The sequence below is a fragment of the Thermoanaerobacterium calidifontis genome (assembly GCF_055381745.1).
Genome location: NZ_AP042436.1, coordinates 68,795 through 84,946 on the forward strand (window position 1 = coordinate 68,795; position 16,152 = coordinate 84,946).

12 protein-coding genes, 2 tRNA genes and 3 rRNA genes are annotated in these 16,152 nt (G+C 40.3%); 16 read left to right on the forward strand and 1 reads right to left on the reverse strand.

From position 1 onward, the window contains the following. The first annotated feature begins 15 nt into the window (after window positions 1–15). The 14 genes from ACZ42G_RS00365 (at window position 16) to ACZ42G_RS00430 (ending at window position 12,181) form a co-directional block, all read left to right on the forward strand. Window positions 16–1,197 (forward strand): HD-GYP domain-containing protein, encoded by a 1,182-nt coding sequence (locus ACZ42G_RS00365; protein ID WP_464850932.1) that lies wholly within the window; start codon window positions 16–18, stop codon window positions 1,195–1,197. Between the two features lie 48 nt (window positions 1,198–1,245). Next, a complete protein-coding gene (locus ACZ42G_RS00370) occupies window positions 1,246–1,512 on the forward strand; it encodes a DUF2508 family protein (protein WP_013786879.1) in 267 nt (88 codons plus the stop codon). A gap of 52 nt (window positions 1,513–1,564) precedes the next feature. Continuing rightward, window positions 1,565–1,837, forward strand: a complete 273-nt coding sequence (locus tag ACZ42G_RS00375; protein WP_274893705.1) for a pro-sigmaK processing inhibitor BofA family protein — start codon at window positions 1,565–1,567, stop codon at window positions 1,835–1,837. Between the two features lie 87 nt (window positions 1,838–1,924). Then, window positions 1,925–2,173, forward strand: a complete 249-nt coding sequence (locus tag ACZ42G_RS00380) for a DUF1657 domain-containing protein (protein WP_013296629.1) — start codon at window positions 1,925–1,927, stop codon at window positions 2,171–2,173. Window positions 2,174–2,508: 335 nt separating this feature from the next. Continuing rightward, window positions 2,509–4,080 (forward strand): 16S ribosomal RNA (locus ACZ42G_RS00385). A gap of 128 nt (window positions 4,081–4,208) precedes the next feature. Beyond that, a 23S ribosomal RNA gene (locus ACZ42G_RS00390) occupies window positions 4,209–7,085 on the forward strand. A gap of 54 nt (window positions 7,086–7,139) precedes the next feature. After that, window positions 7,140–7,248: ribosomal RNA gene (gene rrf, locus ACZ42G_RS00395) — 5S ribosomal RNA — on the forward strand. The 16S, 23S and 5S rRNA genes sit together here with 2 tRNA genes alongside, the layout of an rRNA operon. 7 nt (window positions 7,249–7,255) lie before the next feature. Further along, window positions 7,256–7,330: transfer RNA gene (locus ACZ42G_RS00400), tRNA-Asn, on the forward strand. Window positions 7,331–7,356: 26 nt separating this feature from the next. Then, window positions 7,357–7,431, forward strand: a tRNA-Gly gene (locus ACZ42G_RS00405). 181 nt (window positions 7,432–7,612) lie between these two features. Further along, a complete protein-coding gene (locus tag ACZ42G_RS00410; RefSeq protein WP_013786882.1) occupies window positions 7,613–7,855 on the forward strand; it encodes a hypothetical protein in 243 nt (80 codons plus the stop codon). A gap of 107 nt (window positions 7,856–7,962) precedes the next feature. Next, a complete protein-coding gene (ymfI, locus tag ACZ42G_RS00415) occupies window positions 7,963–8,700 on the forward strand; it encodes an elongation factor P 5-aminopentanone reductase (protein WP_085113744.1) in 738 nt (245 codons plus the stop codon). Window positions 8,701–8,904: 204 nt separating this feature from the next. Next, window positions 8,905–9,939 carry an NDP-sugar synthase gene (locus tag ACZ42G_RS00420; RefSeq protein WP_274893707.1) on the forward strand — a complete coding sequence of 345 codons (1,035 nt, stop codon included), beginning with the start codon at window positions 8,905–8,907 and terminating at the stop codon, window positions 9,937–9,939. Between the two features lie 14 nt (window positions 9,940–9,953). Next, on the forward strand, window positions 9,954–11,132 hold the full coding sequence (locus ACZ42G_RS00425; RefSeq protein WP_464850936.1) for a glycosyltransferase family 4 protein: 1,179 nt from the start codon (window positions 9,954–9,956) through the stop codon (window positions 11,130–11,132). A gap of 17 nt (window positions 11,133–11,149) precedes the next feature. Further along, window positions 11,150–12,181: a glycoside hydrolase family protein gene (locus tag ACZ42G_RS00430; RefSeq protein WP_464850937.1), complete on the forward strand. Its 1,032-nt coding sequence runs from the start codon at window positions 11,150–11,152 to the stop codon at window positions 12,179–12,181. Here ACZ42G_RS00430 and ACZ42G_RS00435 read toward each other — a convergent pair whose 3' ends face one another. After that, the gene (locus ACZ42G_RS00435) at window positions 12,182–12,904 is read right to left on the reverse strand and encodes a pseudouridine synthase (RefSeq protein WP_085113740.1); all 723 of its coding nucleotides are present in this window, start codon (window positions 12,902–12,904) and stop codon (window positions 12,182–12,184) included. Between the two features lie 227 nt (window positions 12,905–13,131). Here ACZ42G_RS00435 and pflB point away from each other — a divergent pair, with 227 nt between their 5' ends. After that, window positions 13,132–15,360, forward strand: coding sequence for a formate C-acetyltransferase (gene pflB, locus ACZ42G_RS00440; RefSeq protein WP_085113739.1), 2,229 nt, complete (start codon window positions 13,132–13,134; stop codon window positions 15,358–15,360). Window positions 15,361–15,388: 28 nt separating this feature from the next. Further along, window positions 15,389–16,117 (forward strand): pyruvate formate-lyase-activating protein, encoded by a 729-nt coding sequence (gene pflA / locus ACZ42G_RS00445; protein ID WP_464850939.1) that lies wholly within the window; start codon window positions 15,389–15,391, stop codon window positions 16,115–16,117. Window positions 16,118–16,152: the final 35 nt, after the last annotated feature.

Sequence of the window (16,152 nt, forward strand, 5' to 3'; positions counted from 1 at the left end):
GGGAGGTGTAAGGTTTTGATATTAGACTATTTTAGATTGCTTTCGGCGTTATCGCTGTCATTAGATGTGATGGAGAAAAGAAGTTTCGGACATGCTAGAAAAGTTGCCTATGTTGCCATGAGATTGGCACGAAATATTGGTCTCAAAAATGATGATGAATACAAGATCTTTTATTCTGCTTTTTTGCACGATATAGGGAAAAGCGATATAGTTGATGATATCAATCATGACAGCACGTGGAAGCATTCCCTTAAAGGAAGTGAATTTGTAAAAGGGATGCCTAAAGGGGATGAGTTTTCCGAAATCATCAAGTATCATCATGAAAATTGGGATGGAAGTGGGCATTTCCATCTTAGTGGAAATTCCATTCCTTTAGAAGCACAGATAATATATTTAGCTGATCAGTTTGATATAAGGTACAGCATTATATCCAAAAAACTCAATGAGTATGATACAAGGGAAAACATAAAGAGATGGCTTGATTTAGAATCCAAAAAGGCGTTTAATCCTCTATTGGTAAGCATGTTTAAAGATCTAATGAAGCAAGAAAAGTTTTGGCTGGATTATGAAAATTATAATCAATTTGATGTCTTAAAACCGTACATTAAAAATGAGATCATGGTGATCGACGTAGACGATTTTGAGAATATCGCCGAAGTTTTTTCAAAAATAATTGATAACAAAAGTCATTTTACGTACAACCATTCAAAAGGCATATCTGAAATTGCACATAAAGCAGCGATGCTTTCCGGATATGATCAAATTACAGTTCAAAAGGTGAAAATAGCAGGCCTTTTGCATGATTTGGGCAAATTGGCCATACCCAATGAAATATTGGACAAGCCGGGAAAGCTTACTGAAGAAGAATTTACGACGATAAAGTCTCATACATACTTTACTAAAAAAATACTACGTGAGATAGGAGAAATTGATGATATAGCTGAGTGGGCTGCAAATCACCATGAGAAATTAGATGGCTCAGGGTATCCAGAAGGACTTACTGGAGAAGACCTTGATGAAATTTCAAGGCTTATGGCTGTTTGCGATATATACCAAGCACTGACAGAAGATAGGCCTTATAGAAAAGGTATGTCACATATTGAAGCAATCGATGTGATCTATAAATTGGTCGAGCAAAATAAGGTAGATGGAAAATCGCTGGAGATAATAAGAGAAATACAAAAAGTGAACGAATAAGTATACTCATCCATATAACTGTCAATAATATGGATGAGGAGGTATTATATGGGCACACTATATAAAATTTTTAGGGAGATATCAGCTACAAAAGAAGAAACAAATGATGAAAATGATGCTTTGATAGATGAAGTAAAAAACACCATGAGACAGTTAAAAGATGCGGAAATGTATTTTCAAAGTGTTACAGATCCTGACTTAATCGATCAAGCTATTTACAACATAGAGTCATTGAGAAAGAAGTATACATATTTACTTAAAAAAGCTAAAGAAAATGGTGTGAATTTTGATAATTTCAATTCGCTTATATCATAATTTGTCCCCCTCTTAATATAATAATCATAGGATGTATTAAGGGGGAATTTTTATGAATTTAAGCATTGAATACAATATAATAATAGCATATGTTGTGGGACTTTTTTTATTATACATACTTGGGTGGTTATTGGTTGTACCGAGAAAATTTCTTATAAGGCTTATTTTAAATGGAGTAGTAGGAGCATTAGTCTTGTTTTTTATAAATATGGCTGGAAAGACATTTGGAATATATGTCGGCATAAATCCGATAACAGCTTTAGTTGTAGGTTTTTTAGGCATACCTGGAGTGATTTTGCTTATCGTGTTGCAGTATATCGTGTAATATAAATTTCCAAATAATTATAAGTGTAAATAATCTCCTTAATAGAAATAATAAAAAAGGTAATATTTTATTAAGGAGGTTGCAAAGATGACTGTAAAAAGCGATATCGAAAAGGCTGTTGCTGCAGCACAGTCTGCACTTGGAACGTACGCGCAGTTCGCCAGTGCAACAGATGATCCAGCAGCTAAGCAGATGTTTCAGCAGATGCAGCAAGATATGCAAAGGCATGTAAATATGCTAAACAATAGGTTGAATTATATAAATTCAAATAACAAACTGAATCAACAGCAGCAGGCTACACAGCAAGTGCAAAATATACTTTCAAATAAAAAATGAGTATTAGGGGCATCTATTGATGCCTCAAAAATTTTACATAAAATTAACATAAAACGAGAAAAATCCAAGCATTTATAAGATAATTAGACATAAAATGAATTATTGGCCGTAATTTGGGCAATAGGAGTATTGCAATATAAATAATAGATGTGGTATATTAATAGAGCACAGATTATTCGACTATATGATTTTAAAATTATTCACCACAAAATACCAAAGCGAAAGCAGTTGACAGAGAGAAGATAATGTGGTAAGATAGACGATGTCGCGATAAGCGGCGAGGGGAAATGAACCTTGAAAACCGAACAGTGAGATATAGTAAGAGCAAAGGATATAAACATGAGAGTTTGATCCTGGCTCAGGACGAACGCTGGCGGCGTGCCTAACACATGCAAGTCGAGCGAAGGGAGTACTACGGTACGAACTTAGCGGCGGACGGGTGAGTAACGCGTGGACAATCTACCCTGTAGACTGGGATAACACCTCGAAAGGGGTGCTAATACCGGATAATGTCAAAGAATGGCATCATTCTTTGAAGAAAGGAGAAATCCGCTATAGGATGAGTCCGCGTCCCATTAGCTAGTTGGCGGGGTAAAAGCCCACCAAGGCGACGATGGGTAGCCGGCCTGAGAGGGTGAACGGCCACACTGGAACTGAGACACGGTCCAGACTCCTACGGGAGGCAGCAGTGGGGAATATTGTGCAATGGGGGAAACCCTGACACAGCGACGCCGCGTGAGCGAAGAAGGCCTTCGGGTCGTAAAGCTCAATAGTATGGGAAGATAATGACGGTACCATACGAAAGCCCCGGCTAACTACGTGCCAGCAGCCGCGGTAATACGTAGGGGGCGAGCGTTGTCCGGAATTACTGGGCGTAAAGAGCACGTAGGCGGCTGTAAAAGTCAGATGTGAAAAACCTGGGCTCAACCGAGGGTATGCATCTGAAACTATATAGCTTGAGTCAAGGAGAGGAGAGCGGAATTCCTGGTGTAGCGGTGAAATGCGTAGAGATCAGGAAGAATACCAGTGGCGAAAGCGGCTCTCTGGACTTGAACTGACGCTGAGGTGCGAAAGCGTGGGGAGCAAACAGGATTAGATACCCTGGTAGTCCACGCCGTAAACGATGGATACTAGGTGTGGGTTAGTATAATCCGTGCCGGAGTTAACGCAATAAGTATCCCGCCTGGGGAGTACGGCCGCAAGGTTGAAACTCAAAGGAATTGACGGGGGCCCGCACAAGCAGCGGAGCATGTGGTTTAATTCGAAGCAACGCGAAGAACCTTACCAGGGCTTGACATCCACAGAATCCGGTAGAAATACGGGAGTGCCTCGCAAGAGGAGCTGTGAGACAGGTGGTGCATGGTTGTCGTCAGCTCGTGTCGTGAGATGTTGGGTTAAGTCCCGCAACGAGCGCAACCCCTGTTGGTAGTTACCAGCGTAAAGACGGGGACTCTACCGAGACTGCCGTGGATAACACGGAGGAAGGCGGGGATGACGTCAAATCATCATGCCCTTTATGCCCTGGGCTACACACGTGCTACAATGGCCTGAACAGAGGGCAGCGAAGGAGCGATCCGGAGCGAATCCCAGAAAACAGGTCCCAGTTCAGATTGCAGGCTGCAACCCGCCTGCATGAAGACGGAGTTGCTAGTAATCGCGGATCAGCATGCCGCGGTGAATACGTTCCCGGGCCTTGTACACACCGCCCGTCACACCACGAGAGTTTACAACACCCGAAGTCAGTGACCTAACCCGGCACTCAAGTAGATATGGAATTATAGGGAAGAAAAGAAATAATCCGTATCTACTTGAGTGCCGGGGAGGAGCTGCCGAAGGTGGGGTAAATGATTGGGGTGAAGTCGTAACAAGGTAGCCGTATCGGAAGGTGCGGCTGGATCACCTCCTTTCTAAGGAGCAATCCTTACAACAAGTCGTATCTCACTGTTCAGTTTTGAGGGTTTAGACCCTCGGATAAGTGAACCTTGAAAACTGCACAATGCAAATATGGGTAACGAAGAAAAACGAGGAAACAATAGGTCAAGTTAGAAAGGGCGTATGGTGGATGCCCAGGCACTTAGAGCCGAAGAAGGACGCAGCAAGCGGCGAAACGCTCCGGGGAGTCGCAAGCAGACGCAGATCCGGAGATATCCGAATGGGGAAACCCGCTTAAGGTAATACTTAAGCATCCCATGGTGAACACATAGCCATGAGGAAGGGACACCGCGTGAACTGAAACATCTAAGTAGCGCGAGGAAAAGAAAGAAAAAATCGATTTCCTGAGTAGTGGCGAGCGAAAAGGAAAGAGCCCAAACCATCACCATTGGTGATGGGGTTTAGGACCACAAGAAGGTATGAAAAGCGAAGCCGAACAGACCTGGGAAGGCAGGCCAAAGAAGGTGAAAGCCCTGTAGGCGTAGGCTTCAAATACCGAGTGGGATCCAGAGTACCACAGGATAGGCAACCCGGTGGGAAGACGGGAGGACCATCTCCCAAGGCTAAATACTCCTAAGTGACCGATAGCGCATAGTACCGTGAGGGAAAGGTGAAAAGAACCCCGGGAGGGGAGTGAAAGAGAACCTGAAACCATATGTCCACAAGCAGTGGAAGCGAAAGCGACCACGTACTTTTTGTAGAACGGACCGGCGAGTTATAGATATGCAGCGAGGTTAAGCGAAAGCGGAGCCGAAGCGAAAGCGAGTCTTAAAAGGGCGAAAGTTGCATATCATAGACCCGAAACCGTGCGACCTACCCATGATCAGGGTGAAGCCGGAGTAAGATCTGGTGGAGGCCCGAACCACGTTGACGTTGAAAAGTCATGGGATGAATTGTGGGTAGCGGAGAAATTCCAATCGAGCTCGGAGATAGCTGGTTCTCCCCGAAATAGCTTTAGGGCTAGCCTCAGGGGGGAAGGAAATATGGAGGTAGAGCACTGAATGGACTAGGGGCCAAAAAGGTTACCGAACCCTATCAAACTCCGAATGCCATATTGAGACCCTGGGAGTCAGACTACGAGTGATAAGATCCGTGGTCAAAAGGGAAAGAGCCCAGACCGACAGCTAAGGTCCCAAAGAGCATGTTAAGTGGTAAAGGAAGTAGGATTTCCAAGACAACCAGGATGTTGGCTTAGAAGCAGCCATACATTCAAAGAGTGCGTAATAGCTCACTGGTCGAGAAATCCCGCGCCGAAAATAAACGGGGCTAAAACATGCCACCGAAGCTACGGATTCTGAAAAGAATGGTAGGGGAGCGTACTGTACAGGACGAAGGATAAGCGAAAGCGAATCTGGACAGTACAGTAGAGAGAATGCCGGTATAAGTAACGAGAGTAAGGCGAGAAACCTTACCGTCGAAAGCCTAAGGATTCCTGGGGAAGGATAATCCGCCCAGGGTAAGTCGGGACCTAAGCCGAGGCGAAAGCGTAGGCGATGGAGAACCGGTAATAAATCCGGTACCACCGAAATCCGCTAAAAGAGAAGCAAGGACGCAGCGAGATAAGAAAAGCGTGCGGTTGGTAGAGCACGTCCAAGCAGCGACGAAAAGAGCTTTGAGTGAAGTACCAAAGCTCATAAGAGCTGTGATGGGGAGCCGAAAGGCGAAGTTTCGAAGGGGCTGCCAAGAAAAGTTGCTATCGAGGATGAGGTGCCCGTACCACAAACCGACACAGGTAGGCGAGGAGAGAATCCAAAGACGAGCGGGAGAACCCTCATTAAGGAACTCGGCAAAAAGACTCCGTAACTTCGGGAGAAGGAGTGCCGAAAGGCCGCAGAGAAGAGGCCCAAGCGACTGTTTACCAAAAACACAGGTTTCTGCTAAGTCGAAAGACGAAGTATAGGAGCTGACGCCTGCCCGGTGCTGGAAGGTTAAGGGGAAGGGTCAGGAGGAAATCCAAAGCTCTGAACTTAAGCCCCAGTAAACGGCGGCCGTAACTATAACGGTCCTAAGGTAGCGAAATTCCTTGTCGGGTAAGTTCCGACCTGCACGAAAGGCGTAACGACTTGGGCGCTGTCTTGAAGGGGGACCCGGTGAAATTGTAGTACTCGTGAAGATGCGAGTTACCCGCGACAGGACAGAAAGACCCCATGGAGCTTTACTGCAGCTTGTCACTGAATTTTAGTAATATCTGTACAGGATAGGTGGGAGGCGGAGAAATATGGGCGCCAGCCTATATGGAGCCAACGTTGGGATACCACCCTGATATTACCGAAATTCTAACATAGGAGCCGTAAGCCGGCATATGGACACTGACAGGCGGGCAGTTTGACTGGGGCGGTCGCCTCCTAAAAAGTAACGGAGGCGTCCAAAGGTTACCTCAGCGCGGAAGGAAATCGCGCGTAAGAGTGCAAAGGCAGAAGGTAGCCTAACTGCGAGAAAGACAATTCGAGCAGGGACGAAAGTCGGGCTTAGTGATCCGGCGGTAGAGAATGGGATTGCCGTCGCTCAACGGATAAAAGCTACCCTGGGGATAACAGGCTGATCTCCCCCAAGAGTCCACATCGACGGGGAGGTTTGGCACCTCGATGTCGGCTCATCGCATCCTGGGGCTGAAGTAGGTCCCAAGGGTTGGGCTGTTCGCCCATTAAAGCGGTACGCGAGCTGGGTTCAGAACGTCGTGAGACAGTTCGGTCCCTATCCGTCGCGGGCGCAGGAAATTTGAGAGGATCTGCCCTTAGTACGAGAGGACCGGGGTGGACAAACCTATGGTGTACCAGTTGCGTAGCCGTACGCACAGCTGGGTAGCCAAGTTTGGAAGGGATAAACGCTGAAAGCATCTAAGCGTGAAACCCACCTCAAGATAAGATTTCCCATCCGAAAGGAGTAAGACACCTTGAAGAAGACGAGGTAGATAGGCCGGAGGTGTAAGAGTAGAAATACTTTAAGCTGACCGGTACTAATAAGTCGAGGACTTGACCAAAAGAAGCATTGTGCAGTATTCAAAGTTCATTTAGAAGAAAATGAACGAAAGATTTCCGGTGGCAATAGCGGAGGTTAAAAACCCGTTCCCATACCGAACACGGAAGTGAAGCCCTCCAGCGCCGATGGTACTGATTACTCGGGAGAGTAGGTCGCTGCCGGATAATATATTCCTCAGTAGCTCAATGGTGGAGCAACCGGCTGTTAACCGGTAGGTTGTAGGTTCGAGCCCTACCTGAGGAGCCATTTTTGTATTTAAAAAAGAATATTTTGCGGATGTGGCTCAGTGGTAGAGCATCGGCTTCCCAAGCCGAGGACCGCGGGTTCGAATCCCGTCATCCGCTCCAATGATATCAAGATTCCAGTCAATGGGGTCTTTTTTATTTTGTCTTGTTTGTTAATTCTTTTCTATTAAGTATTTTTAAATATGTTTTTTGATAAGAACTGCAAAAATTTTAATTTCATGTGTTAAAAGAGAAAGGACAAAATATAATGATATTAGAAATGTGTATTTAGGAGGATTTAATTATGGATGTGTACGATGTGTCGTTGATACCATTGATAATAGGTTTGGTAGAGGTAGTAAAACAAATTGGCTTACCTAAAAAATATTCAGCATTGATTTCGTTGATATTTGGAATAGCTTTAGGAATACTTTACATAGCTCCTGGTGATATTTTGAAAGGCATACTGTTGGGAACTGCCATGGGTCTTGGGGCATCTGGCCTTTATAGCACTACAAAAAATACAGTAGAGGCCATAAAAAAATAACCACAAAAGGTGTATGAGTGCTTCATACACTTTTTTTCTATTGATTTTTGTTTTACTTTTGTATAACCTATCTATAAGCGGCTTAATTTATTAAAGGAGATGTTTTTATGTTCAGTGGAAAAGTTGTCGTTGTTACAGGTGGTTCTGGAGGCATTGGTTCATCTATATGTAAAGAAGTAGCAAAATTAGGTGGATGTGTGGCAATTCATTACAATACAGATTACGATAGTGCATGTAGTTTAAAGAATTATATAAAAAGTAACTTAGGATATGCAGATGTATTTAAAGCAGACATTAGAAATAGAGAAGAAGTAGAAACGATGATGAAAAATGTAGTTGATAGATTTGGTCGCATAGATTATTTGGTCAACAATGCTGGTGTTTCACAAATTAAGCCTTTTATGGATGTATCAGCAGAAGATTGGAGATACATGATGGATGTGAATTTAAATGGCATGTTTAATTGTACGCAAAGCGCTTTAAAGTACATGTTAAAAAGTAAAAAAGGTGCTATTGTGAATGTTTCATCCATGTGGGGAATATACGGCGCATCTTGTGAAGTGCCATATTCTGCTTCAAAAGGTGCTATTATAGCTTTTACAAAAGCATTGGCAAAAGAATTGGGACCATCAAATATAAGAGTTAATTGTGTTGCACCTGGGGTAATCGAAACAGACATGAATAAAGACTTGTCAGATGATACACTTAAATATCTGTCGACAAGAACTTCTCTCGAAAGGCTTGGGATGCCAGATGAAGTCGCTAAGGCAGTAGTTTTTTTGCTATCGGATCAATCTTCATTTATAACAGGTCAAGTATTGACTGTAGATGGAGGTTTTGTATAAAGTCTTTTAACGTTTACAATCCTTTGACCCTCTTGACTTATGGAATTAAAAGGATTATAATTTTAATTGTTAGCAGCCGTTTATATAGAGTGCTAATACTACTGATGTATCTTCACATTTAACTCACATTGTACTTTGATTGCGACACGTTTATAAATTTTAATTGTTAAACAAAAACTAAATATTGACGAAGGGGGAATTCGAATGAAAGCATTATTGCTGGCAGGAGGATTAGGTACAAGGCTAAGACCTCTGACGAATTTTCTTCCTAAACCTATGGTACCAATAATGGGTAGACCATTATTAGAATCTACCATTTTAAGACTTAAGAATCAAGGTGTAGACGAAGTTGTAATAAGCACATGCTATAAATCTAATCATATTGAGAATTATTTTAAAAATGGTGAAAAATTAGGGGTAAAAGTTTCATTCATCAAAGAAGACATACCGCTGGGAACAGGCGGAGCTATAAAAAATGCTGAGGAATTTTTCGACGATACTTTCTTAGTGCTAAATTCAGATATTATATGTGATATCGATATTAGAAGTCTTGTGGAGCATCACAAGTCAAAAAAAGCATTAGCTACTATTGCAATGACTAAAGTAGAGGATCCCTCGCAATACGGCGTGATAGAATATGACGATAATGATTACATTACAGCGTTTAAAGAAAAACCAAAACCATACGAGACTAATTCAAAATGGATAAATGCAGGAATATACGTGTTTGAACCGCAGCTATTAAATGAAATCCCCAAAGATGAAGTGGTATCGATAGAAAGGGATACATATCCAAAACTTTTATCAAAAGGTTATAAAATGGCTGCGTATAGGTATGACGGGTATTGGATAGACATAGGAACAATTGAAAAGTACAAAAAAGTCCACTTTGACATATTAAAAAAGTATTGCAAATACGTTGACATAAATGATCATGATACTAAGCGTAGAAAAATCACAATCGATAATTCTGTAAAAATTGTTGAGCCTGTTTTTATAGGAAGCAATGTCAAAATAGATGCCAAAGCAGAGATAGGTCCGTATGCGATTATAGGCGATAATACGCGTATAGGTCCTAACAGCATCATAAGACACAGTGTTTTATGGGACAATGTCAAAGTCAAAGGAAATGTAAATTTGATAAATGCTGTCGTAGCTTCAAATAGCGTGATAGATGGCATGAGGAAAATTGAAGATGAAGTTTATGCAAATGGCATTAACGATTATGCTGTAAGTTGATGGAGGTGTTATGAATGGTAAAGAATAAAGAAATAAACATTGCGTTTTTGAGTACATTTCCGCCGAGAGAATGCGGTATAGCTACATTTACACAAGATTTGGTAAATGAGCTTAAAGATATTAAAATTATAAATGAACCAAAAGTGATTGCGATAGACGATAAAGAATATGATTATGGTGATGATGTTATTTATAGGCTTAAGCAGCACGACCGAAATAGCTATTTAGAACTTGCGAATAAATTAAATGATTCATTAATTGATTTGTTAGTCATCGAGCATGAATATGGAATTTACGGCGGTGAGTGGGGCGAATATATTTTAGACCTTGTAGACAATTTAAAAGTGCCTTATGTCGTAACTCTTCATACGATATTGTCTAACCCACTTGATAAGCAAAAGCACATTTTAAAAGAATTGTGTACAAAGAGCAAAAGAGTTGTCACTATGGCCAAAAACACAATTCCACTTCTTGTCAATTTATATGGTGTTGATGAAAGAAAAATCGTAGTATTGCCTCACGGAGTTCCAAATCTGCCAACGCTGTCCAGTGAAAGTTTGAGAAAGAAATACAACATTGATGCAGGAAAATTCGTCGTAAGCACATTTGGACTGATAAGTCCTGGAAAAGGGTTAGAATATGGCATAGAAGCCATAGCAAAAGTTAAGGAAAAATATCCTGATATATTGTACCTTATATTGGGTCAGACACATCCTAATATAGTCAAGTCAGATGGGGAAGTTTACAGAGATTTTCTTGTAAGGAAGGTAAATGAGCTAAATCTAAACGACAATGTAAAGTTTGTCAATAAATATCTGACAAAAAGGGAGATCGTAGAATACTTAAAGCTTTCTGATGTATATTTGACGCCATACATTGGCAGGGAACAAGCGGTCAGCGGGACATTGGCATATGCAGCAGGCTTAGGAAAATTAGTTGTATCAACACCATATAAATACGCTGAAGAAATTTTAAGCGATGGAAGGGGACTGTTGGCGGAATTTAAAAATCCTGATTCTATAGCAAACTGCATAAGTTTTGCCATAGAAAATCCCCACGAAAAGCAAATCATGGAGGAGAAGATAAAAGTTTATGGAAAAACGATGATGTGGGACAACGTTGCATTAGAATATGTTGAATTGTTCTTGAGAATATTTGAAGATTTAGAGGATGATGCAAAAGCAGCAGTATAAACAAGGAGGGACGTACTGTGGACGGCAAAAAAATGTTTAACCATTTGTTTATACTGACAGATGATACAGGTATGATGCAGCACTCTATTGGCTCTGTCCCTAATCCTAAATATGGGTATACGACGGATGACAATGGAAGGGCTTTGATAGCCTGTACTATGATGTACGAAAAATACAAAGATGATGTGTATATTGACCTTATCAAAAAATACTTGTCATTTTTGATGTACGCACAAGAACAAGACGGACATTTTAGAAATTTCATGTCCTTCGATAGGAAATTTATTGATGAAGATTTTTCAGAAGATTGTTTTGGCAGGTGCATTTGGGCTTTAGGGTATTTAATAAATGCAGATATAGATGAAAGGGTAAAGTTACCTGCGTATAAGATGATTGAGAAATCACTGCCTTTAGTGGATACTCTAAATTACATCAGAGGTAAAGCATACACCTTGATAGGCTTATACTATGTTTACAATTCTTTTAAGAATTTAGATAAAGATTTTGTCAGAAAAAAGATGGATAAATTGGCGTACAATATCATTGAGGAGTACGAAAAAAACTCAAGTGAAGATTGGCAGTGGTTTGAAGATGTAGTGTCATACGATAATGGAATCATTCCATTATCGCTTTTAAAGTATTTTTCAATCGCTAAAGATGGAAAAATTCTGGATGTCGCTTTAAAGACAATCAATTTTCTGGATAGTGTTTGCTTTAAAAATGGCTATTTTAAAGCTGTTGGATGCAAAGGATGGTATAGAAAAGGCAAAGACATTGCAGAATATGATGAGCAGCCTGTAGAAGCGTATACAATGGCTCTAATGTATATAGATGCTTATAAATTGACAGGCGATGAAAAATACAAAAAAAGGGCCATAGACTGTGACAAATGGTTTTACGGAAAAAACTCAAAAGGGTTAAGCTTATACGACGAAGATAGTGGAGGCTGCAGTGATGGCATAACGGAAAATGGCGTAAATAGCAATGAAGGAGCTGAAAGCCTTATATCGATTATGATATCCCACTGTGCAACTGGTCAATTGAAATAGCTATTCAATTGACTTAAGCAATTTTATTTCTTCTTCATTTAATTCGCGCCATTCCCCTTCTTTTAAATTTTCATCTAATTTTAATTGACCTATTGAAAGCCTTTTTAAGTAGATGACCTTCGAGCCTATCGCTTCAAACATTCTTTTTATTTGATGATATTTTCCCTCTCTGATTGAGATATTTACTTTTGAGATAGTGCCTGAAGATATTATTTCCAGTTTTGCAGGCATAGTCTTATAACCATCGTCTAATAATATGCCTTCTGAAAACAAAGACACGTCATCTTCGTCGATAAAGCCTAAAACTTCTGCATAGTATTTTTTGAAAACATGCTTTTTTGGCGATAAAAGCTTATGTGACAGTTCTCCGTCATTTGTGATTAAAAGCAATCCTTCTGTGTCTTTGTCAAGTCTTCCTGCTGGGAAGACCTTTCTTGATTTTATATGGTGTGGCAAAAGGTCTACAACGGTTCTTTCTGATGGGTCATAAGTTGCGCAGATGACGCCTTTGGGTTTGTTCATCATTATATATATGTATTCTTTGTATAAGACTTTTTCACTTCTAAATGTGATGACGTCTTTGTCAGGTTGTATTGCAAAACCAGGGTCATTGATTATCACATCATTTATTGAAACAAGGCCTTCTTTTATAAAATTTTTAATCTCTTTCCTTGTGCCATATCCCATATTTGATAAAAGCTTATCTATTCTCATCTTTGGCATCTTAGATTCCTCCTAAACAGTATAACTGTGCTCCTTACTAAATTATATCCCAAAAACATAAAATTTGTATCAAAATGTGATATATGTCATATTTTTTACACTTTGATAGTGATACAATGAGGTTGATGTTTCAAGATAATAAATTTTCTGAAGTGTATACAGTATATTGACTACAAAGAACAAAACAGCTATAATAAAACCATAATAAATCATTAGGGGGAATAAAGATGATTAGCGAATGGCGCGGGTTTCAGGAGGGCAAGTGGCAAAAGACTATTGACGTTCAAGATTTCATACAGAAAAATTACACGTTATACGAAGGTGATGACAGCTTTTTAGAGGGACCTACAGAAAAGACTATTAAGCTTTGGAATAAAGTTCTCGAGCTAATGAAGGAAGAATTAAAAAAAGGTGTATTAGATATCGATACAAAAACTGTATCGTCTATAACATCCCACGATGCGGGGTATATAGACAAAGATCTTGAGGAAATAGTTGGATTGCAGACAGACAAACCTCTTAAAAGAGCTATAATGCCTTATGGTGGCATAAGGATGGTCAAAAAAGCTTGTGAGGCTTATGGATATAAAGTCGACCCAAAAGTAGAAGAAATATTTACGAAGTACAGAAAGACCCACAATGATGGTGTGTTTGACGCATATACTCCGGAAATAAGGGCAGCAAGACATGCCGGTATAATAACAGGTCTTCCAGATGCGTATGGCAGAGGTAGAATTATTGGGGATTACAGGCGAGTCGCACTTTACGGAATAGACAGACTCATAGAAGAAAAGGAAAAAGAAAAACTTGAACTTGATTACGATGAATTTGATGAAGCAACTATTCGATTGAGAGAAGAACTGACAGAACAGATAAAAGCGTTAAACGAAATGAAGGAAATGGCTTTAAAGTATGGCTATGATATATCAAAACCTGCAAAAAATGCAAAAGAAGCTGTGCAGTGGACATACTTTGCCTTCCTTGCTGCTATAAAGGAACAAAACGGTGCGGCTATGTCGCTGGGCAGAGTATCTACTTTTCTTGACATATACATTGAAAGAGATCTTAAAGAAGGTACATTGACAGAGAAACAGGCGCAAGAGTTAATGGATCACTTTGTCATGAAGCTTAGAATGGTAAGGTTCTTAAGGACTCCTGATTACAATGAGCTATTTAGCGGCGATCCTGTTTGGGTCACCGAATCAATTGGCGGTGTAGGCGTAGACGGAAGACCTCTTGTCACTAAAAATTCATTCAGGATATTAAACACATTGTATAATTTAGGTCCTGCACCTGAGCCAAACTTGACAGTTTTATGGTCTAAAAATCTTCCTGAAAACTTTAAAAGGTTTTGTGCTAAAGTGTCAATAGATACCAGCTCTATTCAATATGAAAATGACGACTTAATGAGGCCAATATACAATGATGACTACAGTATTGCTTGCTGTGTATCAGCCATGAAGACGGGAGAACAGATGCAATTTTTTGGAGCAAGGGCGAATCTTGCGAAGGCGCTACTGTATGCCATAAATGGCGGTGTCGATGAAAGGTATAAAACACAAGTGGCACCAAAATTTAATCCTATAACGTCTGAATATTTAGATTACGATGAGGTAATGGCAGCATACGACAATATGCTGGAGTGGCTTGCGAAAGTGTATGTTAAGGCTATGAATATAATACACTACATGCACGATAAATACGCTTATGAAAGATCCCTTATGGCTTTGCATGATAGAGATATCGTAAGGACGATGGCGTTTGGAATCGCAGGTCTTTCTGTTGCGGCAGATTCTTTAAGTGCCATAAAGTATGCCAAAGTAAAAGCCATAAGAGATGAAAATGGCATAGCGGTAGATTACGAAGTGGAAGGTGATTTCCCTAAGTTTGGCAATGACGATGACAGGGTTGACTCAATAGCAGTTGACATTGTGGAAAGATTTATGAATAAGCTTAAGAAGCATAAGACTTACAGAAACTCTATACCAACACTGTCTGTTTTGACAATTACATCAAATGTTGTGTACGGCAAGAAGACAGGTGCAACGCCTGACGGAAGAAAGGCAGGAGAACCTTTTGCGCCAGGTGCAAACCCAATGCATGGCAGAGATACAAAAGGTGCCATAGCATCAATGAATTCAGTATCGAAAATACCTTATGACAGCTCGTTAGATGGTATATCATATACATTTACGATTGTACCAAATGCACTTGGCAAAGATGACGAAGATAAAATTAATAATCTTGTGGGACTATTAGATGGATACGCATTTAATGCAGGACACCATATAAATATCAACGTTTTAAACAGAGACATGCTGCTTGATGCTATGGAGCATCCTGAGAAATATCCACAGCTTACTATTAGGGTTTCAGGGTATGCTGTCAACTTCAATAAATTGACGAGAGAACAACAATTGGAGGTCATATCCCGCACGTTCCACGAATCCATGTAATTCAAATTTTATGTAAAGGTGATGTGTCATGGTTATGGGGAAAATACATTCAATAGAAACATGTGGTACTGTAGATGGGCCTGGCATAAGGTATGTAGTCTTTATGCAAGGCTGTCCTTTAAGGTGCGCTTATTGCCATAACCCTGACACATGGGATTATAGCGGTGGTAAAGAAGTATCGACAGATGAAATATTTAATGATGCAATAAGATATATACCTTACATGAAGGCATCAGGTGGTGGTGTGACGCTGACAGGTGGAGAACCTACATTGCAACCTGAATTTTGCGAAGATCTATTTAAAAAGCTTAAAGCATCTGTCATACACACGGCATTAGACACCTCAGGATATGTGAATATAGATAAAGTGAAAGGACTTGTAAAATACACCGATCTTTTTTTGCTTGATATAAAACACATTGATGATGAAGGCCATAAAAAGCTTACAGGAGCTTCGAATAGAAAGACTTTGGAGTTTGCAAAATACCTTTCCGATGAAGGTAAGAAAATGTGGATAAGGCATGTGATAGTGCCTGGAATAACGGATGATATGGGAGAGATAAAGAAATTGGCTGATTTCGTTTCATCGTTGAAAAATGTAGATAGAGTTGAGATACTTCCGTACCACAAAATGGGTGTGTATAAATATGAGGCACTTGGGATACCATATAGTTTGAAGGGAATAAATCCTCCTGACACATCAAAAATAGAAGAGATAAAAGAAGAATTTAGAAAAAGAGATATAAAAGTAGTCTAAAAGCCTCATGATGGGTATCATGGGGCTTTTCCTTT